This window comes from Lujinxingia sediminis (genome assembly GCF_004005565.1).
Taxonomy (GTDB): Bacteria; Myxococcota_A; Bradymonadia; order Bradymonadales; family Bradymonadaceae; genus Lujinxingia; species Lujinxingia sediminis.
The window spans coordinates 611,577-637,421 of record NZ_SADD01000001.1 but is presented as its reverse complement, the minus strand read 5'-3'; the positions used below and the strand labels follow the sequence as shown (position 1 = coordinate 637,421).

Genomic DNA, 25,845 nt, shown 5'->3' with positions numbered 1-25,845 from the left:
GCGACGCCCTACAGGTTGCTTACCAGCTTCACTTTGCCCCTTTGCTGTTAGCCGTAGAGGCCCCGCATGTTGCAGGTCTTTCAACTCATTGAAATTGCGCTCCCGCTGGCTTACCTGGCCATCTTTGCGCTTTATGTACGCCGCTTTGTGGCCCGCCGAGATCGGGATCAGCGCTTCTGGGGCTCCCCACTTCTCTACGGGACTCTGGGCGTACACGCCGCATACCTGGCGATGCGTGGCGTGGAACTCAGTCATTTTCCCGTCTCCTCGAAGGGTGAGTTCCTCTCGCTGCTGGCGCTGGCCATCGGACTGATTTATGCGCTGACCGAGCGTCGTCACGGCGAGCCGAATACCGGCGCTTTCTTCGTAGGACTGGCGGCGGTGGCACAGAGCTGGTCGTCGCTGCTCATCGATCCGAACACCGCCCACCCCCTGTTGCACGAGCACCCGATCTACGGCGTGCACGTCATCTTCATCCTCTCGGGCTTTGTCTCCCTGGCCATTAGCGCTATCTACGCCCTGATGTATGTCCTCCTGGCTCGCCAGCTCAAGAGCCGGGAGCTAGGCGCGCTCTTTCGACGCCTGCCCCCGCTAAACACCCTTGAGAATATGAGTCGGCTGGCCACGCTGGCAGGTATCGTGCTTTTGGGATTGGGGCTTTTTTCGGGGCATTTTGTCGCGATCTACGTTCTGGACGACTTTAGCTTGCTCGACCCCAAGATCGTCATTACTTACGTGGCCTGGGCCGCCTACGCGGTCGCCTTCATCTGGGCGAAGCTGCGCAAGCTCTCTGGACTGCGCATGGGCTACCTCTCGCTCGGGGGCTACCTGGCGCTGATCGCGTCGATGGTGCTCGTCAACACCCTCTTTAGCTCCTTCCACACCTTCCAATAGCATGACCTCACCCAACCGGCTCACCCTCATCTCGTTTAGCCATCGTAACGCGACACTGGCTGAACGTGACGCCCTGGCGATGAGCGCCGCAGACATTGCGGCGTTCGTACCGCTCTGCCGTCAACGATGGCTCAGTGAGGCTGCGGTACTCTCGACGTGCAACCGCACCGAGATCTACCTCTACGGCCCCACGCCTTACGCGCTCTGGGAAGAGCTCGCCCCGGAGCTTGCCCGGCTACGGGGCATTGAGCTGGCCGCTCTGCCCTCCCCGATGGTCGCCTACGACGACGCGGCGGCGCGTCACGCCTTCCGCGTGGCGACCTCTCTGGAGTCGCTGGCCCTGGGAGAGAACCAGATCCTGGCCCAGATCAAAGACGTGCATGACCAGATTCTGGCTAACCCGGCGAAGTCCCCGGTGCTTGACCGCCTCTTTCAGTTCGCGATCCGCGTGGGCAAGCAGGTGCGCACCGAGACAGCCCTCTGTGAGGGGGCCGTCTCCATCAGCTCGGCGGCGGTCGATCTGGCCAGCAAGATCTTTGGCGACTTTAACCAGCGCGAGATCCTACTCGTGGGCGCCGGTGAGACGGCCGAGGCCGCCGCGATGCATTTTGAGAAGAGCGGCGGCACCCGCTTCGTGGTGCTCAACCGCTCCGAAGAGCGCGGGCGCCTGCTGGCCGACCAGTTTCATGGCATCTACCGCCCCCTCGATGAGCTTGAAGACGCCATTGTGAGCGCCGAAGTTGCCGTTTTTGCAACGGGCTCGCCGGACTACCTGCTCACCCACGCGGCGTTGAAGTCCGTGATGCGCGCGCGCGAGCGCCGCCCTCTCTTCCTCATCGACATCAGCAACCCGCGAAACGTCGATCCGGAGGTCGCGCGCTTTGACAGCGTTTTCCTCTACAACATCGATGATCTTGAGCACGTGGTGGCGGCAAACCTGGCCACCCGGAAAGACGAAATCCCGGCGGCCGAAGCCATCATCGAGCAGATGCTTGCGCAGTGGCTCGCATGGCAGCAGTCCATGGCGGTCACCCCAACAATCGCCTCGCTGGCCCGCTACTTTGAAGACGTCTGCACCCAGGAGATCGACCGCCATAACAAGCGCATCTCCGAGCAGGAGCGAGTGATGCTCGAAGAGTTCAGCCGCGGGCTGGTCAAAAAGCTCTTGCATAACCCGATCTCGTACCTGCGCACCTCGGTGGCCAACAACACGTTGCGCTCCGAAGACCTGAACCTGGTGCTCTCGCTTTACAACTTACAGAACAACGATGAGAACCCCGATGAACCTTAAGCTTGGCTCGCGAAAGTCAGCGCTGGCACTGTGGCAGACCCATCACGTGGCCGACCTGTTGAGGGCGGCCCACCCGGGACTCACAGTCGAGATCGTCACGATGGACACCCTGGGCGATTTGCGCACCGATGTGCCGCTGCCGGCCATCGGCGCCAAGGGGCTCTTCACCCAGGAGTTGGAGGCGGCGCTTGCCAGCGACGCTATCGATCTGGCGGTTCACTCGCTCAAGGATCTGCCCTCCACACTCCCCGAAGGCATGAAGTTCGCGGGAAGTCCGCGACGCGCCAGCCCGCTGGATGCGTTTATCTCCACGCGTTACGCCTCCTTCGATGAGGTACCCGACGGGGCGACCATCGCCACCGGAAGCCAGCGCCGCAAGGCCCAGCTTTTGCACCGCCGGCCCAACCTGAAGTTTGCTGATCTGCGCGGCAACATCGGCACACGTCTGGAGAAGTTGGAGAGCGAGGGATTCGACGGCATCATTATGGCGCATGCCGCCCTGGAGCGCCTGGAGATGGGCGGCCGGGTGACCTCGGCGCTGCCCGCCGACCAGTATGTTCCGGCGGTGGGTCAGGGTGCGATTGGCCTGGAGTCCCGCATCGGTCGCGATGATATCGACGCGCTGATTGCGCCGATCCTCGACGAGGCGACGATGCGCGCGGTCACGGCCGAGCGCATCTTTATGCGCCGGCTTGAAGGGGGTTGTTCCGTGGCACTCGGGGCTTACTGTGAGCCGGCCGAGAGGCCCGGCGAGTGGATCTTCCACGCCTGGGTCTCCTCGACCGACGGCCAGCGATGCCTGCATGAAAGCCGCACCGGCGTCGAGCCCGACGACCTGGCGAACGCCCTGGTTGAGGACTTCCTGGAACGCGGCGCCCGCAGCATCCTTCGCGCATGATCCTTCGCGCATGACCTTCACCCCGGAGACCGCGTTGCGCATCCTGGACACAGGCACTCGGCCCGCCGCACCGATGGATGGGGTCGAGCTTTTGCACTGCCCGGCGCTGCAGGTGGCCTGGCTTGAGATCGACGCCGACGCGCTGCGCGCGCGCCTCAACGCCCCTCATCTGGTGATCTTCTACAGCGCGCGCGCCGCCGAAGCCGTGCTCGCCAGTACGATTCTGACCCGCGACAACGCCCGCGACCACCACCTGGTGGCAGTCGGTCCAATGACGGCCGAGCTTCTGGCCAACGCTCTGGGGGTCGCGGTATCGGTGCCCGCTGAGCATTACTTTGAAAACCTCAAAGACCTGCTCGAAAAGGTGGAGGCACGCGATATCCTCGCCTTTGGGCTGCTCGATCGAGAGCGCGACCTGCGCGAGCTGGCCGAACGCCGAGGCGTTGCCTTCCACCCGGTGCCGGTCTATGAGAGCTTGCCCGACGTCGCCGCGCTTCGCGCGGCCCTCATTGAGCATCGCCCCCACTGGATCACAGTGACCAGCTCCCGCGGCGCCGAGGCCCTGCATCAAGCGCTTGAGACGCTGCCCGCTCTTGAGCCCCGGCCGCGCCTGGCGGCCATCGGCGAGCGCACCGCGGAGCGACTTCGCGACCTTCACCTTCGAGTTGATCGGATAGCCCCGAGCCCCGACCGCGATCGCCTGATCGAGGCCATACTTCAGGACCTTTCATGAACCGCCGCCAACGCTTTCTCGCCGCCTGTAAAAGCCAGCCCGTTGACCGCCCCCCCATCTGGGTGATGCGCCAGGCCGGCCGCCACCTGCCCGAGTATCGCAAGCTCAAAGAGAAGTACTCCTTCCATGAGCTCGTGCAGACCCCGGAGCTGGCGCTGGAGGTCACCACCCAGCCGCTGCGCCGCTACAATATGGATGCGGCGATCCTCTTTAGCGACATCCTGGTGATCCCCGAGGCGCTCGGCCAGCCCTACCACTTCCGGGATGTGGGCGGCATCGAGATGGAGTTCGCCCTCAGCTCGAAGGCCGACATCGACAAGCTCTCCATCGACGCCATCGAAGAGAAGCTCGCGTACGTGCCGGCGGCCATCAAACTCATCCGCGAGGAGCTCGGTGATGACCGTGCGCTGATCGGGTTTGGAGGCAGCCCCTGGACGCTGGCGACCTATATGATCGAGGGCGGATCGTCGAAAACGTACGCTCGCGCCAAGCAGATGTTCTACGCTGAGCCCGAGCTCTTTGAAGCGCTCATGGAGAAGATCACCGCCGGACTGGTCCGCTACTTCGAGATGCAGATCGAGGCCGGTGTCGACGCCCTGCAGATCTTCGACAGCTGGGGCGGCGTGCTCTCCCCCCACGCCTTTGAGCATGCATCCACGAAGTGGATGGGCCGGGTGGTCGAGGCCATCGGCGGGCGCGTGCCCACGGTAGTCTTTTCCAAGGGCATGCATCACTTGCTCGATCCGCTGGTGGCCACCGGCGCCGATGTACTGGGAGTGGACTGGACCACGCGCCTGAGCGATGTGCGTCGCGCTCTTCCGGCCAACGTCGCGGTGCAGGGCAACCTCGATCCGATCATCCTCAACACCACCCCGGAGATCGTGCGCGAAGAGGCCACGCGCATCCTTGATGATATGCGCGGCATCGATGGGCACATCTTCAACCTGGGTCACGGGATCACCCCCCAGGCCAAGATCGAATGCATGGAAGCGCTGGTCGAGACGGTGACCACTTACGGTCAGTGAGCAGCATCTTGCGCGGAGCCACGATGACACCTCATATCGCCGTATTGGGAGCGGGCATCTCCGGGCTCTCGATTGCGTACGCGCTGGAGCAGGCCGGGATGCGCGTGACCCTCTTTGAGGCCAACGCGCGTGTGGGAGGTCCTCTGCGCTCCTCGCGCATCGATGGCTACCTGCTGGAGCACGGCCCCCACACCCTTTTTCAACGGACCTCGGCCCTGGCCTCGCTGCTTACGGAGCTTGGGCTTGATGACGCGATCGTCGATGCTCGCGAGAGCGCCTCGCGACGCTACGTGGTACGCTACGGCCGCCCGCTGGCCTTGCCGCAGTCGCCTGCCGCTTTTCTCAAGAGCGAACTTCTCTCGACCGCAGCCAAACTTCGCCTTCTGGCCGAACCGCTGATTCCCGCCTTCGATCGCGAGGGTGTCGATGAGAGCCTGGCGAACTTCGTGGAGCGCCGCCTGGGTCAGGAGGTGCTCGACTACCTGCTCGATCCCTTCGTCGGAGGCACCTACGCCGGCGATCCCCGCCAGATGTCGGCCCGCCATACCTTCGGCATGCTCAAAGAACTTGAAGATGAGGCAGGCTCGCTGGTGCTCGGCGCGCTCAAGCGTAAACTTCGCACACCGAGCTCCGAGACGCCGCCGGCAAAGCGACGCCTCCTCTCATTCACAGGCGGCCTCCAGACCCTGACCGACGCGCTCGCGGCAAAGCTCCACGGCGAGCTCAAGCTCAGCGCCACCGTCACCGGGCTCCGGCGCGACGAAAGCAGCTGGCGGGTGCTCTACCGCCGCGGCAAGTCCAGCGCCGGCGTCAGCGTCGACGCCATCGTCTCCACCCTGCCCTCCTACGCGCTGGCCGAACTTCGCTTTAAGGGTGTGACGCCTCCCGAGCGCGAGCTTCAGCGCGTCACAAACATCACCTTTGCGCCCTGCACGCTGGTCGCCACCGGCTTTAAGCGCGAGGACGTCGCGCACCCCCTCGATGGCTTCGGAGTGCTGGCCCCCCGGGCCGAAGAGATGCACACCCTGGGCACCCTTTTTGTCTCTTCGATGTTTCCGGAGCGTGCCCCCCGGGGACGGGTCAACCTCACCACCTTTGTCGGCGGCGCCCGTCAGCCCGAGCTCGCGCTCCTGGATGATGACGCCGTCATTGACCTTGTGAAGTTCGACCTCAACCGCATCCTGGGGCTGCGCGCCGAGCCCGAGTTTGTGCACGTCTCACGCTGGGAGCGCGCCATCCCTCAGTTTGAGGTGGGCCATCAGCTGATGCTCGACGCCTACGCCTCGCTTGAGGAGGCGATGCCCGGCGTATTTTTTGCCGGCAACACCCGCGACACCGTCGCGCTGCCTGCCCTCCTCAACGCGCGCCACGATCATGCCGCGCGCGTCACCGACTTCCTTCAACTCGCAACTTCCCCGGCTTCATCATGAGCTCTTTTGACCTGACTCGCCGACCGCGCCGCCTGCGCGCGACCTCGCATATTCGCGACCTTGTGCGCGAGACGCATCTGCGCCGCGATGACTTGATCATGCCCATCTTCGTCTCGCACGGCAGCAACATCCGCCGCGAGATTCCCTCGATGCCCGGCATCTTCCAGCATTCGCTCGATGCGCTCGACCGCGAGCTCGACGCCATCAGCCAGGCCGGCGTGCCGCGGGTGATCCTCTTTGGCATTCCCGAGCATAAAGACGCGGTGGGCTCCGACGCTTTTGATACCGAGGGCGGCATCATTCAGCGGGCGGTGCGCCACATCAAAAAGAGCCACCCGCACCTCTACGTCATCACCGACGTATGCTTTTGCGAATACACCGACCACGGCCACTGCGGTGTGCTGGCCGACGACGGGCGTCTTCTCAACGATCCGACACTGGCCAACCTGCAACGTCAGGCCCTCTCCCATGCGCGGGCGGGGGCCGATATGGTCGCCCCCTCGGGCATGATCGACGGCATGATCGGCGCGATGCGTCAGGCGCTGGACGAAGACGGCTATGACGATCTTCCGATCATGAGCTACGCGGTGAAATACGCCTCGGCCTTCTACGGACCCTTTCGCGACGCGGTCGACTCGGCGCCGCAGTCCGGCGACCGTCGCGCCTACCAGATGGACCCGGCCAACGCCCGCGAGGCCCTGGTGGAAGCCGCCCTCGATGTGGAGCAGGGGGCCGACATTCTGATGGTCAAACCCGCCCTTGCCTACCTGGACATTGTGGCCAGTATCCGCGCCAACTTCGATCTGCCGGTGGCGGCCTACAACGTCAGCGGCGAGTACGCGATGGTGAAGGCCGCCGCGGCGAAGGGCTGGGTGGATGAGCGCGCGCTCGCCACCGAAAAGCTCCTCTCCATGAAGCGTGCCGGTGCCGACATCATCATCACCTACTTCGCCCGCGATCTGGCCGGCGACCTTAGCTGACCTCTCTTCTTCAGGCATGCAGTCATGAGTAAAGGTGTCCTGCTCATCAATCTGGGCTCTCCCGACTCCACCGAAACCGGCGATGTACGTCGCTACCTGCGCGAATTTTTGAGCGACCCGCGGGTGCTCGACATCAACCCGATTCAGCGCTCGGCGCTGGTCAACCTGATCATCGCGCCGACCCGCGCTCCCAAATCGGCCGAGGCCTACAAAGAGGTCTGGACCGAGCAGGGCTCCCCGCTTATCGCCACGACATATCGAGTGCGCGACCTTTTGCGCGAGCGCATCGATCTTCCGGTGGAGGTGGGCATGCGCTACGGCAACCCCTCGGCCGAATCGGGCATCCGTGCGCTGATGGCCCGCGGGGTCACCGAGCTCTTTCTCATCCCGCTCTACCCGCATTACGCCATGTCGAGCTACGAGACGGCCGTGGCCAAAGTGCAGGACACCATGGACGCCATCGCTCCGAAGATGCGTCTTGTCGTGCAGCCTCCCTTCTACAATGACCCGCAGTACATCGACGCGGTGCTCGATCGGGCAAGCGAGGCGCTGGCCAAGAACCCCGACCACGTGCTCTTTAGCTTTCACGGGATTCCGGAGCGCCAGGTCAAAGCCACCGACCCCTCCGGCTGCTACTGCCTGCGCATGGAGAAGTGCTGCGAGATGAGCCATCCCGCTCACAGCTTCTGCTATCGCCATCAGTGCTTCACCACCGCGAAGATGCTGGCTGAAAGGGCCGGTCTGGAGCGGGAGCAATGGTCGGTGTCCTTCCAGTCGCGCCTGGGTCGTGACCCCTGGCTCAAACCCTACACTGACTTCGTGCTCGAAGAGCTCCCCTCGAAGGGCGTCAAGTCCATTGCGGTCTTCTCGCCGGCCTTCGTGGCCGACTGCCTGGAGACGATCGAAGAGCTGGGTATGGAGGGCAAAGAAGACTTCCTTAAGGCTGGCGGCAAAGCCTACGACCTCGTGCCCTGCCTCAACGACTCCACCCTGTGGATCGACCTTCTTGAACGCTTTGTAACCGACTACCTCGCCGGCACACTCGCCGTGTGAGTGTGACTTCGAAGACCGCACCCTAACGTCACGTCTCATCACTACAGGAAGCCTCCGCTATGCTCGAAAAAAGCCAGCAGCTCCTTCAGCGCGCCACCAAGTCCATCCCCGGCGGGGTCAACTCGCCGGTGCGAGCGTTCACGTCTGTTGGGGGCACCCCGCCCTTTATGGAGCGCGCCGAGGGGGTCTACCTCTATGATGCCGACGGCAACCGCTACATCGACTACGTGCTGACCTGGGGCCCGGCGATCATCGGCCACGCCCATCCCGAGGTGGTGGAAGCCTGTCAGGCCGCGATGGCAAAGGGCTCGTCCTTCGGGGCCCCCACTGAGCTTGAGATCGAGCTGGCCGAGACGATGATCGCGCGGGTGCCCGGGCTGGATGTGGTTCGCATGGTGAACAGCGGCACCGAAGCCTGCATGTCGGCAATTCGCCTGGCACGCGGGGCGACCGGCCGCGACAAATTCATCAAATTTGCCGGCTGCTACCACGGCCACGCCGACTCGTTTTTGATCGCGGCGGGCTCCGGTGCGCTCACCCTGGGCACGCCCAACTCCCCGGGTGTGACTGCGGGCACCGCCAAAGACACGCTGCTGGCGCAGTTCAACGACCTGGACTCGGTGCGCAGCCTCTTTGAGACCTTCCCCACCGACATTGCCGCCATCATTCTGGAGCCGGTCTGTGGCAACACCGGCTGCATTCCCCCCGACCCCGGGTTCCTTGAGGGCCTGCGAGAGCTTTGCGATGCCCACGGCACGATTCTTATCTTCGATGAGGTCATGACGGGCTTCCGCGTGGGCTACGGTGGCGCTGCGGCCCGATTTGGGGTCACGCCCGACCTCTACACCTTTGGAAAAGTCGTGGGCGGGGGCTTCCCGCTGGCCGCCTACGGCGGCCGCGAGGATCTGATGCGGCACATCGCCCCCGATGGGCCGGTCTATCAGGCGGGCACCCTCTCGGGGAACCCCATCGCGGTGACCGCGGGCCTCAAGACCCTGCAGCTCCTGACCCCCGAGGTCTACGAGCAGCTCGAAGCCACCAGCGAGCGCCTGGGCACGGGCATGCAAGCCATCATCGACAAGCACGGCTACCCGATGACCCAGACGCGCGCCGGCGCGATGTTCGGGGTCTTCTTTACCGATACGACCGTGCATACCCATCAAGACGTCCATCGCTGCGATCTCGATCGCTTTAACGCCTTCTTCCACGCCATGCTTAAGCGCGGCGTGTACCTGGCGCCCAGCCAGTATGAAGCCGGATTTTTGTCGACGCACCACAGTGACGAAATTATCGATCAGACCCTGGCCTATGCCGAAGACGCACTGGCCGAGGTTTTCGCCGACTGAATCCCGCCCGCCTCACTCCCATGAAAGGAGCCACCGTGACCGAACACGAGCCGAATTTTTCGCATCAGCAGACCGAGGCCGGTGGCTCCATCTATCTGGAGAAAGACGGCGCGCGGGTGGCGACGATCGATTACCGACGCGCCCCATCCGGAGCGATGGAAGTGCATCATACCTTTGTGGATGCGTCGCTTCGGGGTCAGGGCATGGCGCGCAAGCTCGTGGCCGAGGCCGTGAAACATGCGCGCAGCACCGAATGCAAGATCACGCCGACCTGCTCAGCGGCCCGTGCGATCCTGCAGAAGACGCCCGACTACCACGATGTGCTCGAAGCGGCCGATCTGCCCTGAGCCTCGGGCGCCCTTCGTTTAAAACCAGAAATCCCCGCGAGAGGGCGCCTCATCGGCGCCCTCTTCGCCGATCAGGGGCACAAAACGCACCTGGCCGAACTCCTCACGGCGGTAGCGGCGCTCCGAGGTACGCGTGACGCGCACCAGAGTCTGCGGAGCACTTTGTGTGCCCAGGGGCATGACCAGCCGGCCTCCCACACTAAGTTGCTCAAGCAGTGGCTCGGGGATGGTGAGGGCGCCGGCGGTCACGAGGATGCCATCAAAGGGAGCAACGCCGGCCCAGCCCAGCGAACCATCGCCGCTGCGCACCGCAACATTATCAACGCCTACATCAGCGAGCGTGTCGCGCGCGCGCTCCGCGAGCTCATCGACACGCTCAATGGTGAAGACCTCATCGACGAGCCTGGCGAGCACGGCGGCCTGGTAACCCGAGCCGGTACCCACCTCCAGCACCCGGTCATGGGGGTGCGGCCGAAGGAGCACCGTCATCCAGGCCACCAGATAAGGCTGGGTGATGGTCTGGCCGCCTCCGATGGGCAGCGCCACATCCTCGTAGGCGTCCGATCGGTAGCGCCGGGGGACAAAGCGCTCCCGGGGCACCTCGGCCATCGCCCTGAGCACCGACTCAAGCTCGATGCCCCGGGAACGGATCTGTTGCTCCACCATTCTCCGGCGTGCCGGGGCGTAGCGATCCTCTCGTGCGTCTGACATTACGGCTCCGCGAAACGAGGAAGTCCATCGCTGCTGATCGCAAAGCTGCGCACCTGCGGGGTTGTACCAAACCTCCGGCCCGGCACCTTGAGCGAAACGGGAGGCTTGATCAGGCTCGCCGGACGCTGCCCTCCTTCATCCCGGATGACCGATGTTGCGACGTCCCAGAATTCTCATTCGCTGCTGTGCTGCGTTGCTGCTCAGCGCGCTGATGGTTGCCAGCTCCTCCGACGCGGCGCTCGCCAGCCAGAGCGCTCTGGACTTCTTTGGGGGCGAAGCCTGCCTGGGAGGACGCTGCGCGAACGCATGAGCAGCGAGCCTTGCGACGACAATGCGCCATGCACCTCCAACCGGTGCATCATTCGCCTGGGAACGGTCTCCGAGTTGCACTGCGCCTGATTCCTGAGCAGGAGACCATGGCATGCTCTCTGCACTGATTCAGTGCTGAAGCCCGTACCACGGGCGCGTTGGATACGTTCCACCCCACGCTCGAGAGGCCTGCCATGTTTTCTGGACAACGCCCCCTCCACCCTTTCGCGCTCGCACTGATGACGCTGGTGATGGGCTTGAGCATCAGCCTCGGTGAAGCCAGCGCAACGAGCCCCGAGCTCGGTCCCTTGCGCTGCAGCGCCTCCGCCAACCTCGCCGAGACGCTTGAGTGCCTGGAGAGCGACGCGCCCTTTGAGACGTTTCCCGATGACGATCATTGCGCCATCACCATCACGCTGACCAACAGCTGCGCGGGTGCATTGAACTTCTATGACGGGGAGTGCATCGCGCTTGAAGCCGAGGGCGAGCTCAATGAGAGCTGCCTGTTGGCCGAGCTCCCTTCCGGTGGTGAGTGGGAGCTTCCCCTGGAGGCGGGGCTTGATGAGGAAGGCGAGCCCTTTATCGGCCAGGACCTGACCTCGGCGTTCTTACTGGCCCATGACGGGCAGGCCTCCCATGAGGTGAACCTGAGCCTGGAACAGTCCTACCGGCCAGCCCCCGGGAACGACGCTGGCGAGGACGCCGCCGATTGCAGCACCGGCAGCCCTTCGAGCCCCAACCGCCTGCTGATCATTCTTCTACTGTGCTGGATTGGTCTTCGCGCCATGGCCGCCGCACCGCGCTCCACCGCCCGCACCTGACCCCGGGTATGACTGCGTTGTAGACGCCACCATGACCTCATGCGATGGTTCCCTCCTGGCTGCATTCCCCCACCGAGGAGCATCGCATGGCACGCGTCACAGGTATCGGCGGCATCTTCTTTCGCGCAACCGACCCCGAGGCCCTCAGAGCCTGGTACGTGGAGCATCTGGGCCTTCCGGATATCGATGGCTACGTCATCTTTCAGAACAAAGACGAGACGCAGCCCGATGCCTACAGCATCTGGGCGCCTTTTAAGAACGATACTGAGTATTTTGGCAGCGCGCGCCAGGCCTTCATGATCAACTTCCGGGTCGATAACCTCGATGCCATGCTCACGCGTCTTCGGGATGCGGGCGTCGAGGTCGATGCGAAGATCGAAGACTCGGAGTTTGGCAGGTTTGGCTGGGCGGTCGACCCGGAGGGACATCGCTTCGAGTTGTGGGAGCCGCCGGCCCCCCAGCTTGCCGCCGATGTCTGAGCCTTCCGGGGCGTTCCCGACGTCGCGCGATATCCCGGATCCAAAAATACCCCCGAGATCCACGTGAATCTCGGGGGTACTTTTCGTTCAGGCAGTGCGTCCGGCGTCGGGAAGTGCTCGAGATCTTCTCCCGGCATCAACGCTCTCCCCTGATTAAAAATTACCAGATGCGCACGCGCTCTTCCGGCGGCAGGTAGAGGGCGTGGTCTTCGGTCACATCGAAGGCCTCGTACCAGGCGTCGAGGTTACGCACCACGCCATTGACGCGGTACATGCCGGGAGAGTGCGGGCCGTTGACGAGCTGGGCGCGCAGCGCGTCGTCGCGGTAGAGCGAGCGCCAGACCTGAGCCCAGGCCAGAAAGAAGCGCTGGTCGCCAGTAAAACCGTCGATCACCGGCGCTTCGCCTTCGGGGTAGGTCTTCTCGACGAAGTTACGGTAGGCCGCGTAGGCCATCTGCATGCCGCCCAGATCGCCGATATTCTCTCCCATGGAGAGCTTGCCGTTGATGCAGAGGTCGTCGATCGGGCAAAACTGCGAGTATTGCTCACCCAGACGACTGGAGGCTTCCTCAAACGCGGCGTTGGTCTCGGGGGTCCACCAGTCGCGGATCCGTCCCTGAGCATCAAAGCGGCGGCCCTGGTCGTCAAAGCCGTGGCCAATCTCATGGCCAATCACCGCCCCGATCGCGCCATAATTCATGGCCGGATCGGCGTTCGGGTCAAAGAAAGGCGCCTGAAGAATACCCGCCGGGAAGGTGATCTGGTTCATCAACGGATTGTAGCTCGCGTTGACCATCTGCGGCGGCCAGCTCCAGCGCTCGCGGTCGACAGGCTCTTTGAAACGCTTGAGCTCCTCGTTCCACCGATGCTCACTGATGCGCATGCGGTTGCCAAAGTAGTCGTCGGCCGCAAGCGCCAGGCCCTCGTAGCTGTCCCACTTCTCGGGGTAGCCGATGCGGGGCTCAAAGGTCGACAACTTATCCAGGGCCTGCTCGCGGGTGGCGTCGTCCATCCAGTCGAGGTTTTTGAGGCGGCCTGCGAAGCCTTCGGTGAGGTTTTGAACCAGATCTTCCATCTGGGCTTTGGACTCCGGCGGGAAATGCAGCGCGACGTACTCCTGGCCGACCGCATGGCCCAGCGTCCAGCCCACAAGCTCGGTGCCGCGGCGATCGCGCTCGCGCTGCTCCTCGGTGCCGCGCAAGGTCTTCGAGTAGAAGTTGAAACTGGCCTCATCAAACGCGCTCGGAAGCCAGGAGGCGCGGTCCGAGATGAAATGAAAGGTCAGGTAGTCTTTGAGCAGATCAAGCGAGGCGTTTTCAAAGACCTCGCCAATCCCCTCCACCGCGCTGGGCTGGGAGACGACGACCTTCTCGACGCCGGTCAACCCGCGGAGTTCCAGCCCCTCGGCGAGCTTGAGGGAGGGTGCCAGGGCCTCATACTCGGCGATGCTGAGCACGTTGTAGGTCTCCTCCACCTGACGCGATCGCTCGCGGGTCCAGTGCGCCCGGGCGATCGCCGTCTCAAGCTCGAGGATGGCCCGGGCCTTCGCCACACCGTCTTCGATCTCGGCCAAGTCAAAGAGGTGCGCGATGTACTCGACGTAGGCCTGGCGGTACTGCACAAAACGCTCAGACTCGTCGAGATAATAGTCGCGGTTGGGCATTCCCAGCCCGCCCTGCCCCGAGCTCACCGTATAGACGGTGGGGTCAGCCGGGTCGGGCATGATGCGCACACGGACCATCACCGGGTAGGCGGGGTCGGCCATCTGGCGAGCGGCCGCCTCGTGGGAGTCCAACGCGTTAATGGTGTCCAGATGAGGCTTCAGAGGCGTCAGCCCGGCCTCTTCGATGGCTTCGGCGTCCATCCAGCTGGCGTAAAGATCACCGATAAGCTGCGTGTTGCTGCCCGGCTCACCGCCCTCTTTTGCGGCGGCGAGGATGATCTGGTTGACCTGCTCCTCAGCTTCGAGGCTGAGCATGTCGAAGACGCCGTAGCGGGCGCGGTCCGAAGGAATCTCGGTGACCTCTTGCCAGGCGCCGCTGGCGTAGGCGTAGAAATCATCACCGGGAGCCACCTCCGTGTTCATGCCTTCGGTATCAAAGCCGAAGTTGCCAAAGCGCGGCGTTGCCGTGGCCTCGGCCTCCGCGGCACCTTCGACCTCCACGCCGAGCTCGGGCTCGGTCCCTTCGCTCGCACTCTGCGGCTGGGTCGCACAGGCCGCCCCCACCGCCAGCCCCAACCCTGCCAACCACCAGCTGCTCTTCTTCAACCTCATACATTCCTCGCTGTTCTCTGCCGTATGCGCGGGCAGACCCCGCGTCTTCTCAAAAACTCGCAACCTGATTAACCGCCACAGCCCCCCTCGGCAATCCTCGCGCAAGAGTGAGGTCCGGGAGAACCTCCGACCGGCCCTCCTCAAAACACCCGGAATTATGTATACTCTCCGCGCTCTAAGGGGGGCGCAGCCTGCCTCTTTCTACCCTGCCTTGTGCTGCGTCCCGCGTTCGTTGCCGTCTGTATAGACAGCCTGGTTGACCCTCTCATAAGGCCCCCATGACTCTCGGGCTTGGCATTATTCTTAGTCTCATCGCGCTTGTCGGCGGCGTGTGCATCACCACCATCGGCCCCGGTGGCATCTTCGTCACCATCGCGCTCTTTCTTCTGCTCAACATCGACCCGGCCACCGTCGCCGGCACCGCCAGCGTGACCTTTATCGGCACGGGGCTTCTGGGAAGTTACGCCTACCTTCGCTCCGGACAACTCGCCACAACCACGGCCCGCAACGCCGCGCTGGTCTTGAGCCTGACGAGCGTTGTCGGTGCTTTTGTAGGAGCGCGCCTCAACACGGTGCTCGACGCCGACCTCTTCGGGCTTTTGCTGGGGGCCTTCGTACTGATGACCGGCGTGATCATCGTTGTGCGAGAGCGCTCCCGGGCCCGCGCGCTGGAGGCTCCAGCGGACTTCGAGCTCAACTCCCCGAAAGGCCGCCTTGCTATGGCCGGGCTGGGTCTGGCGGTGGGGCTTCCCGGCGGCCTGCTCGGCGTCGGTGGCCCGGTGCTGGCGGTACCGCTGATGGTGGTGCTGGGGGTGCCGATGCTGCTGGCCGTCGCGCTGGCCCAGGTGCAATCGATCTTCATCGCAGCCTTCGCAGCCCTTGGTTTTGCGATGGTCGATGCCATCGACTGGGGACTGGCCGTGCTGGTGGGCATCCCCCTCTTCATCGGCACCATCGCCGGCTGGGTTATCGCACGTCGCATCGACCCCACTCGCCTCAAAACAGGGCTGGCGTTCGTGCTCGTCGCGCTGGGCATCTACATGCTCTCGGGTGCCGGCGCGACCTAGCGCCGCGAGACGTTCCACCACGCCATCCTTCGCGAAGCTATCCCCCTGCAATGCTCTCGCTGCGCGAAACCTCTCGCCCGGGTTCCGCGCGCCTTTTGCCCCCCTTCCCCCCCTCGCACAACGAGATCCCATGTTGAAAGTGCAGTCCCTCCTGAAGCGTTTTTTTGAAAAGTACGGCCTGAGCTTCGTGATGGTCGCCAGCTACTTCGGTAGCGGTTCCATCTACATCGCCAGCCAGGCCGGGGTTGAGTACGGCTACACGCTGATCTGGGCCGTCATCGGCGCGGTTCTCCTGGGGTTTATGGCCCAGGATATGAGCGCGCGCCTGGGTATTTTTGGCGACACCCTGATGGGCTTTATCCGCAGAAAGCTCGGCAAAGGCCCGGCACTTACCATCGCGCTCTTTCTCTCGCTGGGATGCATCGCCTGGACCGTCGCGCTGACCGCAGCAGTCGGCATGTCGGTAGAGATCCTGACCGGGGAGGCGCTCGCCTGGCAGCCCGTCGCGCTGGTTGCCGGCGTGGCCGCCATCCTCACCGGCGTGCTCAAGTATGACCGCGTCGAGATGTTTGTGACGGCGATGATGTTCGTGCTGCTCGTACTCTACATCGTCGTCGCCGGGGCCAGCGGTCCCTCCCCGATCGAGATGGCCCGGGGCTTTGTGCCCTCCCTCCCCGACCAGGGTGCGATGCTCCTGGGAGCGGCCATTCTCGGGACGACAGCGCTCTGGCCGAACTTCTTCCTGGAGTCGATTCTCGTAAAGAAGAAAGGCTGGACCACCGAAGACGACCTCTCCGATGTACGCCACGACCTGAGCTTTGGATACATCGTCGGCGGTATCATCACCGTGTGCATCATCGTGGTCTCGGCCGCCGTACTCCGCCCGGCAGGCTATACCGAACTGACAAGCTTCATTACGCCCGGCGAAGCCCTGGCCGAAGTCCTTGGCGAGTGGGCCATGGTCGTCTTTTTGCTCGGTGTGATCGGCGCTGCGTTCAACAGCATCGTGCCCATCATGTGGACCATCCCCTACATGATCCTCGAAGCGGTCGACGCTCCTGAAAAAGACCAGGACTCCCGGGCCTTTAAGACCATCTACGCCGGCGGCATTCTCCTGGGGATGTCGTCGCCGATTGTCTCGGCAGTGACCGGGCTGAGCATCGTGCAGATGATCACCCTCTTTCCGGCCTTCAACGGGGTATTCGGCCTTCCTCTGACCGCGGCCTTTCTCTTCTGGGCGGTCAACGATAAAAAAACAATGGGCGACCACGTCAACGGCTGGAAGAGCAACGTGATCAACGTGGTGCTCGTGATCTTTGCGACCTACGTGGCGCTAAGCTCCGGGCGCGGCGTTCTCAATGCCATCTTCGGCGAGATGTTCGGCTAACCCTGCCCGTAGACGTGGTGCGTACCGTACAAGGTAGAAAAGGCCGCGAAGCTCCGGGCCTGCGAAGGGCCAACGCTTGCCCGGATTGAAACATCGCCGGCGCTCCGATCGGAGCGCCGGCGAAACTTCTGGAACCCCGTCAAACCATGCACCGCGCGCATAATAAACATGCGCCACATCTATGAAATGAATCCTCATCCGCCCACGTTGGAGTCCACGTTGGTAAATCCGCTAAATATCCCCGAGAACCCCGTCTCACAGGCCTGATGTATGACCCCCGAAGATGCCCTGCAGCGCGGCAACGCGTTTTTGGATGAAGCCACCGAAAACCTCACCTTCGATGCCTTCGACTGGGCCTTCGAGGAGGTCTGGCACGGCGTGGGCTGGCTGCTTAATGCGCTGCATCCCGAACCGCTCAGCGACATCCAGAGCGGCGAAAAAGGCCAGCTCCCCCACGCGGGCTCTCTCAAACGTCTCTATGCTCGCCAGAGCTCGCCGCCTCGGCAGGCGAAGCTCGCGCTGCGCCTGGAGGTGCTGCACGCCCGCGTCTCCCGCGGCCACACGCTGACCGGCGACGATCTGGCCGACCTTATCTTCGACGCCTGGAAGCTCCACGATCATTGCGGCGAAACCCTTCACATCACCGACGCTCGTCTCCCGGGCCGCCTGATGCTCAGCGAGCCCTCCCCCGGTCGCATCGGAACACCGGTGGTCGCCCGGCGCACCGCGCTGAAGATACTCGCCGCCGGCGCCCTCTTGCCCGCCGCCGCCTGCCAGAAGATCGAGCGAGACAACCGCCCCGCCCGTGCCACCTCTCCCGCGAGCGCAAGCGCCCCGTCCTCGCCCGACCTGAAGCATCCCCCGGCGGCGATCACGGCAGTCAGCGCTATCGACGCCATGAACTGGCCCACCACCGACCCCTTCCTTTTCTGCGCCCACCACCGCGACGACTACCCCGAGGGCAACGCTCAGATGGGCCCGGCCGCCTCACTGGCCGGTCGCCACCTGGGCCGAGATTTTGACGAGGAGAAATCCTGGCGGATGTACCATGGCAGGAGTGTGCCGGGCTTTCCGCGCCACCCCCACCGCGGCTTTGAAACCGTGACCGTGGTGCGATCGGGCTTTCTCGATCATACCGACTCCATGGGCGCTACCGCCCGCTACGGGGCGGGCGACGTGCAGTGGCTCACCGCGGGCGCCGGCATTCAACACTCCGAGATGTTCCCGCTGCTACGCAGCGATGCGCCCAACCCCCTGGAGCTCTTTCAGATCTGGATGAACCTGCCGCGCGCCGACAAGATGGTCGACCCGCACTTCACAATGCTCTGGAACGAGCGCATCCCCCGTGTCATCGAACACGACGCAAAAGGCCGCATCAGCGAGCTGACCATCGCCGCCGGCACCTTTAAAGACAACCGCCCTCCGGCGCCGCCCCCCTCCTCCTGGGCTACTCGCCAGGAGAGTGACGTGGCGATCTGGTCCATTCGTATGGAAGCCGGTGCCCGGCTTGAGCTCCCCGAGGTCAACCCCGGCACCCTGCGCTCCCTCTATGTGCATCAGGGACAGGGCGTGACCATCGCCGGCCGCGCCATCGCCAACAAACGTCGCGTGGAGTTCGAGCAACCCGGCCCCATCATCCTGGAAGGTGGCTCGGTCGAAGCCGAAGTGCTCCTTCTCCAGGGCGCGCCTATCGGGGAGCCGGTCGCCAAACGCGGCCCCTTTGTCATGAACACCCAGCAGGAGATCCGTCAGGCCTACGCCGACTACCAGCGCACAGGATTTGGCGGCTGGTCCTTCCATGACAACGGCCCGGTGCACGAGGTCAGGAAAGGCCGCTTTGCGCTTCACGCCGACGGCACCTTCGATGAACCCGTCTGATCCTGACGTCCCCTCATAGACGCTCCTAACGTGGCGCCACCGTGCTCGCCATGGGCGCAGGCTTCGATCTGCTCTCCCAGGCCATAAAGGTGCTCCCGGCCAGCTCAGCCTACGGCATCTGGGTCGGCATCTGGGTCGGCATCGGCGCGGTGGGCACGGCCATCCTCGGGATGCTGGTCTACGGTGACAGCACCTCCCCCCTGCGCTGGCTCAGCATTGTGCTGGTCGTGCCGGGCCTGGCCGGCCTCAAACTCACCACCTGAAAGCCCCGGGGCCCGCGTGCGGGCCCCGGGGCTCCCGGCTCTCAAAAGTAGGTGGCCAGCCCCAGCTGCACGAGCATGCCCCGCTCCGGCGAGTTGCCCACCAGGTCGGTCATCCACTCCAGCCCGTAGTTCAGCCGGAACACCGTCTCTTTCCCCGGGCGCAGCGCCAGCGCGGCCGTCGCCCGGGTGTGCTCCTGGCCAGCCGAATCGCCACTGCGCAGCTCCCCACGGTGATAGTCCACGTACTCCAGGCGCACGCCCGCCTGCAGCGTCGTGGGCAGATCGAGCATCAGCGTGCGCCACAGGGGCACCAGCGCGTCCACATGCACGCCCCACTGCTCCTCGCCATAGGCGCTGGCCAGCCCCTCAGGGAGCTCCACGCGGGCCCAGGCCGCCTCACCCCGCAGATCGAGCCAGCCCGGCGTCCACGCAACATCCACCGCGGCCAGTGTCAGCGTGCGGCGCTCGTCGACCTCTTCGCCCTCGGCCTTAAAGGTGTTGTACGCCCCGTGCCACCCCGAGAACCCCACCTCGGCCAGCCCCTGATAACGCAGCGCCAGACGCCCGGTCACAGCCGGCTCGCCATTGGAGTCCTCTTCCATCAAGAGCGGGTCGCGCCCCATCGGGATGCTCGTGCGCCCCAGCGCGTTGTCGACCACCCCGTCGGCCAGCCCCTGGGTCACGTACACCTGATAATCCAGCTCCACTGGCCCCAGCCCCACCACGCCGTTAGCCCCGGCCCCCACCTCCGAGAGCGTCGCCGGAATCAGGGTGGTCGAGACCAGCGGGCGATCCCCAAAATCCCAGAGCGGACCATCATGGCGCTGATTAAACGCCCCCAGCGGCGTAAGAATGATGCCACCGCGGATCACAAACTCCGGCACCACCTCCACGTCGAGTTGGGCCGTCTCCAGCTTAATCTCCTCGGCGCCCTGCTCGAACTCCAGCTCCGAGAGAAAGCGCATCCGCGAGCCCAGCTGCGCAAAGGCAAAGAGGTTAAAGCGGGTCATCTCAAAGGACAGGCCCTCGCTGATCCCCTCATGCACCCCGTAGAGCGCCCGGGTCTCGGCGTACCCGCCCATTGCCGCCCGCAGCCCGCTGAGCACAAAGGGCCGGTCAAAGATCGCGTTTTGCAACGGATCGGTGTCGATCGCCGCGCCCGCGCCACGCGGTGAGGCCTCCGGGGCTGCCTCGGCCGACGCCGGTTGCGCCTCAGCCGGCGTCTCCTGGGCCTGAGCCATCGTGCCAGCGCTCAGCAGCGCCGCGGCCATACTCCATGCACATCCATATCTCATCATCTCAACTCTCAAGGTGTAGCTCGTCCCCTTTCCGGGTGACGTTCAGTGTTTTTAAAGGACGTCGAGCCGGCCCCTCCAGGACCTCCCCCCCTGGCGAGAAGCGGCTGCCGTGACAGGGGCAATGCAGCTCCTGCGCTCGCACCTGGAGCCCGCAGCCCCGATGGGTGCAGACGAGCTCCACGGCCACAAAGTCCTCGCCATGGTGCGAGATCAGGTAGCTTGAGGCCCCGTCGGCCGACACCACCACCAGGCGCCCCTCCTCGCCAAACGCCGACAGCGGCACCCGCATCCCCTCATCTCCCGGGGGTTGCTCCAGCAGGTAGCGGGGCAGCGCCGAACAGGCGGCCGTACACCCCAGCGCCCCCAGACAGAGCGTTTTGATAAAGGTGCGACGAGTGGGGTGGGTGGCGCTCATAAAGACTCCAGGAAGGCCAGGATTTGGGCGCGCTCGGTGGCGCTCAACTCGCGGTAGCGCTGCCGGCTGGCCGCCGCCTCGCCACCGTGATGCTCAATGGCCTCATGCACCGAGCGGGCGCGACCGTCATGCAGATAAAAACCCTGCCCACCCTGGAAATCCGCGGCCAGCCCCAGGCCCCACAAAGGCGCGGTACGCCACTCCCTGCTCTGCGCCCCGCCCTCGGTGTAGCCATCGTCGAGCTCCGGCCCCATGTCATGCAGGAGCAGGTCGGTGTAGGGGGCAAACGCCACCTCCGAGAGCGCTGCAATCGTCGACGTGCCCGTCGTCAGGCTCGGCACATGGCAGCTCGCACAGGCGATCGTCTCAAAGATCGCCTCCCCGGCCACCACATCCGGGTCGTCGACGTTACGACGCAGCGGCGGCCGCAGCGTACGCAGATAGTGGGTCACCGCCGTCAGCGTCCCCGAGCCCAGCTCCGGATCCGGCACCAGGTCCGCGCTGGCATCCCCCACCTGAACATTGATCGGATCCACCCTCGCAAAGTCCGAGGTCAGCCCCATGTCCTGGTGATAGGCCGTGACCGTCTGGTGCAAGAGCGTGATCGACGAGGCTTTGAGTCCGAAGCGACCGATGTAGCCCCGGTCATGGCGCTGAATCCGGGTGCCGCCGCCCCGCTCGGCCAGCCCCGCCATCGCATCGAGACGAGCGGTGGCTTCGATCCAGGCGATCCGCCCCGAAATCCCGTCGCCGTCCTCATCCTCCGGGTCGGCCAGCGCCAGGAGCGTGGCGTCATCCACCGATTCCAAAAGCCCCAGCCCCGTGATCGAGGGCGCGAGCAGACGGGTGAACACGATGTCGTCTCTCGCCGGGAGCACTTCGGGCTCGTAGCCGGGAATCGCCCGGTCCTGAAGCTGCGGGCCGCCCTCGTTGAGCATCGCGTCGAAGTGCCCCTCGGCGTCGTAGCGGCCAAAGCGAAAGAACCCGAACTCCGGGTGCCCCGGCCCCTCTCCCGGGTGGCAGGAGTCGCAGGAGGGGGCGTTAAAAATCGGCCCCAGCCCTTCCGAGAAGCTAAAGCTGCGCGAAAACTCCTCGTCTCCCATCACAAAAAGCCGGGTCTGCGCCGGGGTCAACCCATCGATCGGCGCGTCAAAGATATGCGCCGCGTCGGGCTCACCGGGCACCAGCACATCACAGGCCATCAGGCCCAGCGCAGAGCTCCACACCGCCCCCATTCTTGCCAGTCTCTTCATCACCATCCCTTGCATGCATGACCTCTCGGGTCGTTGAGGAGTATCACGGCCGCCGAAAATAATTAGGAAAACCTAAACATTCGGTTCACGATCGCTAATTATATCTTTCGAGACTGTCAAGACATGTTCTCGCCTCCCTCTCTTCCCGCTGAGGTTCCCCACACCGGCCCCCCGGACGCACCACGACGCCTGCGCCGCCGCGCGCATCCTCCTCGCCCGGGTGCCAGGCTCCCGAGCGCCTCCCGGATCATGGAACGCGATTCAAAAGGCCGCATCCGCGAGCTGACCGTCGCCACGAGCTCGTTCAAAGGACACCGTCCTGAGCCCCCCCTTTTTGCTCGGACGCAAAAGCGCCGAACCCACGCCCGCTCTCGACGCTTGTATGTTGAGCCACCGGGGTGACAGCCCGGTTCCCATCACGTAGCGTGCCGCCCAACGCCCAGATGCCCCTGCCACACCCAGAGACCACCCCGGAGGATCCCTGATGCCCCTACCCCCGATTCAGCTCAGTCTGACCTACGACTCGCACTTTGATCCCGTCGTGGAGCTTGTCCCGACGCAGGTACAGGTCTCCAACCTTGAGGAACTGCGCGACGCGCTCCCCGATCTCGCCACCCTCCAGAGCTACGGCCCACGGATGGCCGTGGAGCTCGCCGCCGCCTTCCACCACCTGGGAGAGGCCATCCAGGGCCGGATCTACCTCTCCCGGGATGCGCTGATGGCGATGCTCCCGAAAACCTACAACGCCAAACACCTCGGCGAGGTGCAGCGCTGGTACCGGGATGGAGCCCCGGGCCTGCCGGCTCCCGACGACCTGAAAGCACCGCATTGGAAGGGTGACGCCCTGGTCTTCGTGGCCATTGACCTACAGCATTCGGTAGGCGCGCCCTTCGCCATATCTTCCCGATACACGGCCGACCTCGCGTCGCCCTCCTGGCCCCTCACACGCGAAGACATCGACTCCTCGACCCCGGTTGCGACCCCGACCCTCGAAGTCATCGCCCGGACCTTCGGCGGCGAGCCCGACGGTGTCTTGCAGGTCTCTTCCTCCGAGGCGTCGACGCACCTCTTTGTCGCCATCTGGGATGAGGAAACCGGCGCGCGCTTTGCCCTTCGAGAAGCGCCCGCAACCGACGCCGAGAGTCAGCCCTACGACACCTGGCCGGACCTGATCGCCGACCACCCCGAGTGGTCCACCACCACGGCTCTCACCGCGCTGGCCGGCGCCCTCTTCGACTTCCTGGCGGCGCGACACGTTCGGGAGGGTCACTACCACGTCATCGCCGACCCCGACGCGTACCGCGACGACTACCACACGAACGGTTGGGAGACTTACCGGCTGCGCTATTACGTCGACCAGATCGCCGAGACCCGTTTTCAGGTGGCCGGCATGGCCTCCATCGCCGCCCCCTGTGTCGAGGGCTCCAGACTTCGAGCCTACTTTAAAGGCCCGCGCAATCAGCCCTTTTTCTGGGAGGTCGACCTCCACACCCTCAGCCTCAAAGCCCCTCCCGAGCTCACAGACATGGCCACCTCAGAGCTCATCAGCGACACCGGGGGCTATTTTGGTCGCGCCGAAGCCCCGCTCCCCCGGGCGATGTCGGATGACGACCTCATCCGGCGCGACGACTGAGCCTCAGGGCACCTGACTCGCCATGCTCTCCAGCTCCGGCACCCGCGTGGGCTTTCCGTGCGCATCGAGCGCCACCATCACGAACTTGCCCCGGGTGCCAGGCTGCCGATCGCCGCTTAAGAGATCCTCGGCCACCAGCGTCACCTCCACCGTCACCGAGGTCCGGCCCGTCTCCACCACCCGGGCCGTCAGCTCCACGAGCTGCCCCTGGCGCACCGGCACATGAAAATCACACCGCTCGCTGCACGCCGTCACCACCGTGCGCCGCGTGTAGCGCGAGGCCACGATAAACGCCGCCTTATCCATCAGGGCCAGGGCCTGCCCCCCGAAGAGCGTGCCGTAGTGGTTGGTCTGCTGCGGAAAGACCATCTCAATAAGCTGCACCTCGGTCACAAGGCCGGGCGCGAGGGTCTGCTGGATGGTCGAGTCGTTGGAGCTGTGCATGGGTCTGCCTCTCAAAAGCGTGTGGGGGCCGAAGATGCACAGCAAGCCAGAGCAACCGACGGATGTCGGCGCACGGCGACCTGCCCATCTCCCGCGAGATTCAAGGTCGATTTCGGGCTCCCTTTTCTCGGGGACTCCCGGCGCTGGCAGGTCTTCGGGCTTACGAGCGTGGCGATCCCATCTCGGGACCAACCTCCTACCGGCCACGGCTTCCCACGCCCTTTAGCAGGGGGCAGTGCCATTGGTGTGGCTTTCGTTCTCGTCAACGCCCTGAGCACAAGGTGATATCGCAGACGAACGCGACATCAACGATAGCTCATGGCGTACTCACCGCTGCGGGGCAGCCCCGGAATCTCACCGGGTTCCCTCTTGGCCTGCACACGCTCCGGGTCGAGCCCTCGACCACCGAGCGCCTGGAGACCTCGCTCCCGACCTTTGCAAAAAGGCCGGGACACCAGCGCGGGGGGAGTATCGGTCGCCCTGCCCCCAACGCGCAAGGAAAAGCCCCTCTTCTCCCCGCCGCCTCTCTGCCCCTTTGGCCTTCTCCCGAGACGCCCTCCGCGTTATTTTGGCCCCCATCGCACCGCGAGCGCCCCTCCCTTGCACCCGACCAACGCCCATGAACTCAGACCCCACCCGCGCCAGCTTTGAGGCCGTGATGCGCGCCGGACAGGCCGCCGAGCCCTCCCGCACCCAACGCCTGCTTGCCTGGCTGGCCTACTACAGCGTCTTTGCCATCCTCGCCTTCGCCGTCGGCTTCTGGGCCATCGAGCAACTCGCCATCTCACCCTTTGTGGTGTTGGGCACAGGCGGCGTCGCCCTCTTCATCGCGCGCCTTCTCAAACGCCGGCTCACCGCGACGCCCTTTCGCATCGGCCTGGTCGTCGGCACCGCCCTGCCGCTGGTCGCGCTCTCGCTCGTCCTCGCCGCCGGCGGCACGCGCCCTGGCGCCGCCACCGACGCCTCCACATCCCCGACGGCGGCAGGCCCTCCCCTCTGGTACGCGCCGCTGCAAAAGCTCAAACGCCGGCGCACCACCGACCCCGGCGACTCCCACATCGTCTTCAGCGCCAGCGGTGATGACACACAGGTCGTCGTCGGCTTTAAGCGCTGTGTCAGCGCCCTTCACCAACCCGACACCGGCGACACCTCCCTTCACCGCCAGACCCTCACACACCTCACTCGCCGGGCCCCGGAGTTTGCCGCCGCCGACATCCTTCACGCGCTGGTGATCCACGTCTGCCAGCGCTTTGATGCCGGCGACCTCGACGCCCTGCACGCCGCTTTCCAAAAAGAGCTTCCCCTCGCCATGGAGCTTCTGGAGAACGGCAAGAGCCAGAATGCCCTCTGCAGCCCCGATCACACCTTCGGGCCTCCTGCCGCGCTCAGCCTGACCCTGGCCGCCCTCTGCGAGCTTCGCGCCGACCAGGCCCGCGCCCTGCGCCTCTTCACCGAAGGCCACACGCTCGATGCCGTCGCCGCCGCGCTCGATACGAGCCCGGCCGCCGCAGAACGCCTGCTCAAAGAGGGCCGACTCAACGTCGAGGAACACGCCCACAGGCTGGCGCGCGTCCACCACGCGCTCTAAGCTCACTTCCGGCGTTGACCCACTTTT

The 25,845-nt window shown here is 64.7% G+C and carries 25 protein-coding genes and 1 riboswitch; of the genes, 19 read left to right on the top strand and 6 right to left on the bottom strand.

Annotated features, from left to right (window positions below):
* The first annotated feature begins 66 nt into the window (after positions 1-66).
* From EA187_RS02620 to EA187_RS02575, 10 genes are read left to right on the top strand one after another with little or no spacing between them, the layout of a single operon-like run.
* A complete protein-coding gene (locus EA187_RS02620) occupies positions 67-894 on the top strand; it encodes a cytochrome C assembly family protein (RefSeq protein WP_115603051.1) in 828 nt (275 codons plus the stop codon).
* Between the two features lies 1 nt (position 895).
* Positions 896-2,185, top strand: coding sequence for a glutamyl-tRNA reductase (gene hemA / locus EA187_RS02615; protein WP_115603052.1), 1,290 nt, complete (start codon positions 896-898; stop codon positions 2,183-2,185).
* The gene (gene hemC, locus EA187_RS02610; protein ID WP_164855917.1) at positions 2,175-3,083 is read left to right on the top strand and encodes a hydroxymethylbilane synthase; all 909 of its coding nucleotides are present in this window, start codon (positions 2,175-2,177) and stop codon (positions 3,081-3,083) included. The genes hemA and hemC overlap by 11 nt, the downstream gene beginning before the upstream one ends.
* Before the next feature lie 10 nt (positions 3,084-3,093).
* A complete protein-coding gene (locus EA187_RS02605) occupies positions 3,094-3,816 on the top strand; it encodes a uroporphyrinogen-III synthase (RefSeq protein ID WP_164855916.1) in 723 nt (240 codons plus the stop codon).
* Positions 3,813-4,841, top strand: a complete 1,029-nt coding sequence (gene hemE, locus EA187_RS02600; protein ID WP_115603574.1) for a uroporphyrinogen decarboxylase — start codon at positions 3,813-3,815, stop codon at positions 4,839-4,841. Before EA187_RS02605 ends, hemE begins: the two co-directional genes overlap by 4 nt.
* A gap of 23 nt (positions 4,842-4,864) precedes the next feature.
* Positions 4,865-6,271, top strand: coding sequence for a protoporphyrinogen oxidase (gene hemG / locus EA187_RS02595; RefSeq protein WP_164855915.1), 1,407 nt, complete (start codon positions 4,865-4,867; stop codon positions 6,269-6,271).
* Complete coding sequence (gene hemB / locus EA187_RS02590) at positions 6,268-7,251, top strand: porphobilinogen synthase (protein WP_127779072.1); 984 nt, start codon at positions 6,268-6,270, stop codon at positions 7,249-7,251. The genes hemG and hemB overlap by 4 nt, the downstream gene beginning before the upstream one ends.
* A 24-nt stretch (positions 7,252-7,275) precedes the next feature.
* Positions 7,276-8,304 carry a ferrochelatase gene (gene hemH, locus EA187_RS02585; protein ID WP_115603057.1) on the top strand — a complete coding sequence of 343 codons (1,029 nt, stop codon included), beginning with the start codon at positions 7,276-7,278 and terminating at the stop codon, positions 8,302-8,304.
* A gap of 59 nt (positions 8,305-8,363) precedes the next feature.
* The gene (gene hemL / locus EA187_RS02580) at positions 8,364-9,650 is read left to right on the top strand and encodes a glutamate-1-semialdehyde 2,1-aminomutase (protein WP_127779071.1); all 1,287 of its coding nucleotides are present in this window, start codon (positions 8,364-8,366) and stop codon (positions 9,648-9,650) included.
* A gap of 35 nt (positions 9,651-9,685) precedes the next feature.
* Complete coding sequence (locus EA187_RS02575; RefSeq protein ID WP_164855914.1) at positions 9,686-9,997, top strand: GNAT family N-acetyltransferase; 312 nt, start codon at positions 9,686-9,688, stop codon at positions 9,995-9,997.
* An 18-nt stretch (positions 9,998-10,015) separates the two neighbouring features.
* Here EA187_RS02575 and EA187_RS02570 read toward each other — a convergent pair whose 3' ends face one another.
* Complete coding sequence (locus tag EA187_RS02570; RefSeq protein WP_164855913.1) at positions 10,016-10,708, bottom strand: protein-L-isoaspartate(D-aspartate) O-methyltransferase; 693 nt, start codon at positions 10,706-10,708, stop codon at positions 10,016-10,018.
* A gap of 151 nt (positions 10,709-10,859) precedes the next feature.
* Here EA187_RS02570 and EA187_RS20255 point away from each other — a divergent pair, with 151 nt between their 5' ends.
* The 3 genes from EA187_RS20255 (at position 10,860) to EA187_RS02560 (ending at position 12,317) form a co-directional block, all read left to right on the top strand.
* Positions 10,860-11,018 carry a hypothetical protein gene (locus EA187_RS20255; RefSeq protein ID WP_164855912.1) on the top strand — a complete coding sequence of 53 codons (159 nt, stop codon included), beginning with the start codon at positions 10,860-10,862 and terminating at the stop codon, positions 11,016-11,018.
* Between the two features lie 193 nt (positions 11,019-11,211).
* Positions 11,212-11,838, top strand: a complete 627-nt coding sequence (locus EA187_RS02565) for a hypothetical protein (RefSeq protein ID WP_127779069.1) — start codon at positions 11,212-11,214, stop codon at positions 11,836-11,838.
* An 86-nt stretch (positions 11,839-11,924) separates the two neighbouring features.
* The gene (locus tag EA187_RS02560) at positions 11,925-12,317 is read left to right on the top strand and encodes a VOC family protein (RefSeq protein ID WP_115603575.1); all 393 of its coding nucleotides are present in this window, start codon (positions 11,925-11,927) and stop codon (positions 12,315-12,317) included.
* 160 nt (positions 12,318-12,477) lie between these two features.
* Here EA187_RS02560 and EA187_RS02555 read toward each other — a convergent pair whose 3' ends face one another.
* Positions 12,478-14,592 (bottom strand): M13 family metallopeptidase, encoded by a 2,115-nt coding sequence (locus EA187_RS02555; RefSeq protein WP_115603062.1) that lies wholly within the window; start codon positions 14,590-14,592, stop codon positions 12,478-12,480.
* A gap of 278 nt (positions 14,593-14,870) precedes the next feature.
* Between EA187_RS02555 and EA187_RS02550 the strand changes: the two genes are divergently transcribed.
* From EA187_RS02550 to EA187_RS02535, 4 genes are all read left to right on the top strand, one after another.
* Positions 14,871-15,659, top strand: coding sequence for a sulfite exporter TauE/SafE family protein (locus tag EA187_RS02550; RefSeq protein WP_127779068.1), 789 nt, complete (start codon positions 14,871-14,873; stop codon positions 15,657-15,659).
* A gap of 130 nt (positions 15,660-15,789) precedes the next feature.
* Positions 15,790-17,046, top strand: coding sequence for an Nramp family divalent metal transporter (locus EA187_RS02545; RefSeq protein ID WP_206524164.1), 1,257 nt, complete (start codon positions 15,790-15,792; stop codon positions 17,044-17,046).
* 897 nt (positions 17,047-17,943) lie between these two features.
* The gene (locus EA187_RS21110; protein WP_127779490.1) at positions 17,944-18,924 is read left to right on the top strand and encodes a pirin family protein; all 981 of its coding nucleotides are present in this window, start codon (positions 17,944-17,946) and stop codon (positions 18,922-18,924) included.
* Between the two features lie 50 nt (positions 18,925-18,974).
* On the top strand, positions 18,975-19,187 hold the full coding sequence (locus EA187_RS02535) for a DMT family transporter (protein WP_127779067.1): 213 nt from the start codon (positions 18,975-18,977) through the stop codon (positions 19,185-19,187).
* A 41-nt stretch (positions 19,188-19,228) separates the two neighbouring features.
* Here the strand turns inward: EA187_RS02535 and EA187_RS02530 are convergent, their stop codons facing one another.
* From EA187_RS02530 to EA187_RS02520, 3 genes are read right to left on the bottom strand one after another with little or no spacing between them, the layout of a single operon-like run.
* On the bottom strand, positions 19,229-20,485 hold the full coding sequence (locus tag EA187_RS02530) for a hypothetical protein (protein WP_127779066.1): 1,257 nt from the start codon (positions 20,483-20,485) through the stop codon (positions 19,229-19,231).
* A gap of 1 nt (position 20,486) precedes the next feature.
* On the bottom strand, positions 20,487-20,900 hold the full coding sequence (locus EA187_RS02525; protein WP_206524162.1) for a QcrA and Rieske domain-containing protein: 414 nt from the start codon (positions 20,898-20,900) through the stop codon (positions 20,487-20,489).
* Complete coding sequence (locus EA187_RS02520; RefSeq protein ID WP_206524161.1) at positions 20,897-22,153, bottom strand: di-heme oxidoredictase family protein; 1,257 nt, start codon at positions 22,151-22,153, stop codon at positions 20,897-20,899. Before EA187_RS02520 ends, EA187_RS02525 begins: the two co-directional genes overlap by 4 nt.
* A 484-nt stretch (positions 22,154-22,637) precedes the next feature.
* Here EA187_RS02520 and EA187_RS02515 point away from each other — a divergent pair, with 484 nt between their 5' ends.
* Complete coding sequence (locus EA187_RS02515; protein ID WP_127779064.1) at positions 22,638-23,786, top strand: hypothetical protein; 1,149 nt, start codon at positions 22,638-22,640, stop codon at positions 23,784-23,786.
* Positions 23,787-23,789: 3 nt separating this feature from the next.
* Here the strand turns inward: EA187_RS02515 and EA187_RS02510 are convergent, their stop codons facing one another.
* A complete protein-coding gene (locus tag EA187_RS02510) occupies positions 23,790-24,155 on the bottom strand; it encodes an acyl-CoA thioesterase (protein ID WP_430687890.1) in 366 nt (121 codons plus the stop codon).
* A 203-nt stretch (positions 24,156-24,358) separates the two neighbouring features.
* A riboswitch (cobalamin riboswitch) is annotated at positions 24,359-24,656 on the bottom strand.
* Between the two features lie 193 nt (positions 24,657-24,849).
* Here EA187_RS02510 and EA187_RS02505 point away from each other — a divergent pair.
* Positions 24,850-25,818, top strand: coding sequence for a hypothetical protein (locus tag EA187_RS02505; protein WP_127779062.1), 969 nt, complete (start codon positions 24,850-24,852; stop codon positions 25,816-25,818).
* The last annotated feature ends 27 nt before the right edge of the window (positions 25,819-25,845 follow it).